2 protein-coding genes are annotated in these 2,726 nt (G+C 72.5%); both read left to right on the top strand.

Annotated elements, in window-relative coordinates:
* Window positions 1–4 precede the first annotated feature (4 nt).
* Window positions 5–1,312 (top strand): exo-beta-N-acetylmuramidase NamZ domain-containing protein, encoded by a 1,308-nt coding sequence (locus ACFU99_RS40085; protein ID WP_384402633.1) that lies wholly within the window; start codon window positions 5–7, stop codon window positions 1,310–1,312.
* 98 nt (window positions 1,313–1,410) lie between these two features.
* Window positions 1,411–2,726 (top strand): erythromycin esterase family protein (locus ACFU99_RS40090; RefSeq protein ID WP_384402630.1); only part of this gene is annotated, 1,316 nt, incomplete at its 3' end.

Here is a 2,726-nt window from a genome sequence, read left to right on the forward strand (position 1 = left end):
CGCCGTGTGCGGGCCGATCGCGGAGCCTGTGCGGGGAGAGAGCGCCGCTCTGGACGCCCTCCAGGCCCCCGCCGCCCCCGGAACGCGCGCCGAGGCCCGTACGCACGGCCGGGACGGCCACGATCACGGCCGCGGTCACGGCCATGGCGGGGCCCGGGTGCGTACGGGCTTCGACCGGCTGGCCGCCGACGGCTACGCCCGGCTCGCGGGCCGCCGCGTCGGCGTCGTCACCAACCCGACCGGCGTCACGCCCGACGTCCGGCACATCGTGGACGTCATGCACGCCGACCCCCGCGTGCGCGTCGTCGCCGTCTTCGGCCCCGAGCACGGGTTCCGCGGCACCGCGCAGGCGGGCGGTTCGGAGGGAAGTTCCAAGGACCCGGCGACCGGGCTGCCCGTCTACGACACGTACGGCAAGAGCGGAAAGGAGCTCGCCGGCATCTTCACCGCGTCGGGCGTGGACACTGTCGTCTTCGACATCCAGGACGTGGGCGCGCGCTTCTACACGTACATCTGGACGCTGTACGACTGCATGGTCGCCGCGGCGCTGGCGGGCAAGCGGTTCGTGGTGCTGGACCGGCCCAACCCGCTGACCGGGCGCGCGGCGCGGGGGCCGGTGCTGGAGCGGGCGCAGGCGTCCGGAGTCGGGCGGGAGCCGATCGCGCAGGCGCACGGGATGACGGTGGCGGAGCTGGCGCGGCTGTTCAACGGCGAGTTCGTGGCGCGGGCGGCGGGCCGGAGGGTGGAGCTGGAGACGGTCTGGATGTCGGGGTGGCGGCGCGCGGACTTCTTCGACGCGACCGGGCTCCCGTGGGTGCCGCCGAGCCCGAACATGCCGACGCCGCAGACGGCCCTCGCGTACCCGGGGACCTGTCTCTTCGAGGGCACCAACCTCTCCGAGGGGCGGGGCACGACGCGGCCGTTCGAGCTGCTGGGCGCGGAGGGGATCGACCGCCGGTGGGCGGAGCGGGCGGACGCGCTGGAGCTGCCGGGGGTGCGGTTCCGGGAGGCGTATTTCGTGCCCGTGTTCTCCAAGTTCCAGGGGAAGACGGTGGGCGGCGTGCAGCTGCACGTCCACGACCCGCGCGCCTTCGACCCGGTGCGTACCGGCATCGCGCTGCTGGTCACCGCCAAGCAGGTGTGGCGCGGCTTCGCGTGGCGGTCCGACGGCTGGATCGACAAGCTCACGGGGTCGACCAGGGTCCGCACGATGATCGACGCGGGGGCGTCCGCGGACGAGGTGGCGGCGGACTGGGAGGAGGGGCTGGCGGCGTTCCGCGGAGTGCGGGAACGGTATCTGCACTACCGGTGAACGGGCGGGGTGGGGCTGGCCCGATGGAACCGGGTATACCTACGAACTGGTGCCAGCCGTATGGAAGTTGAGGTGTACGGGCCGAAACCATGGCCCGTATGACAGTCACCCGAAGCACGGCATCCGACCGGCGACGCGAACGCCTACGCGATCGCCCCCGACGACGGCCCGTCCTCCTCCTCGCGCTGCTGCTGGGCCTGGGCGCGACGGCACTGGCCCAGCCGCCCGCCGCCCAGGCGCGGCAGCGCGCCGACGACCCCGTACGGGCCCTGACCCGCGCGGCCCACCCCTTACGAACCACCGACCCCGCGGCCGAGGACACCGACGACCTGCGGGCGATCGGCCGCATGATCGGTGACGCGAAGGTGGTGGGGGTCGGCGAGGCGACGCACGGTTCCCACGAGTTCATCGCCAACAAGGACCGGCTCTTCCGCTATCTCATCGAACAGAAAGGGTTCACCACCTTCGCCCTGGAGGCGAACTGGGGCGCGGGGCTGCGGATCAACGACTACGTCCTGCACGGGAAGGGGAACGCCCGGCAGATCATGAAGGAGGAGTTCCAGAACGCCTACCGGTTCTGGAACAACCAGGAGTATCTGGACCTCATCGAGTGGATGCGCGCCTACAACACACACCATGCCGAGAAGGTCCAGTTCATGGGCGACGACGTCGGCTACGCGGGCCCGGAGCTCTTCGACCGGGTGACGGGCTACGCGGCGCGCCGCTGCCCCGACCTGTTGCCGCGCCTCACCGCCCTCTACCAGGGGCTGCGCCCCACGCCCGGCACCAGCATGGACGCCTGGATGACCGCGTACCTGGCGAAGCCCCTGGCCGAGCGGCGGGACCTGGCCGCGCGGGCCGGGGAAGCCCTCGACCTGCTGCGGCGGCAGCGGCCCGGCGAGGACCGTGCGGAGTTCGCGTGGGCGGTACAGCACGCGCGGGCGATCTCGCAGGTCGCGTCGCTCACCGCGCACGACCTCGACACGGCGGAGGGCAGCAGGGCGGCCATGCGCTTCCGCGACCAGTCGATGGCCGACAACACCGCCTGGTGGCAGCGGCGGACCGGCGACAAGGTGCTGCTGTCCGCGCACAACGCGCACGTCGCCTACGAGAGCGACGACCCGGCGAACTATCCGAAGATGCAGGGCGCGTTCCTGCGGGAGCAGTTCGGCGAGGACTATCTCAACGTCCGGCTCACCTTCGACGCGGGGGCGTTCAACGCGACCGGTCCGAGCGGCGGGGAACCGGCCGTCCACACGGTCGGCCCGGCGGAGCCCGGCAGCAACGAACACGTCCTGGACCAGGTCCCGTACCGCGACTACTACCTGGACATGCCCGCTGCCCCGACCTGTTGCCGCGCCTCACCGCCCTCTACCAGGGGCTGCGCCCCACGCCCGGCACCAGCATGGACGCC

It is taken from the genome of Streptomyces sp. NPDC057654 (genome assembly GCF_042800135.1).
In the GTDB taxonomy this organism is placed as follows: domain Bacteria; phylum Actinomycetota; class Actinomycetes; order Streptomycetales; family Streptomycetaceae; genus Streptomyces.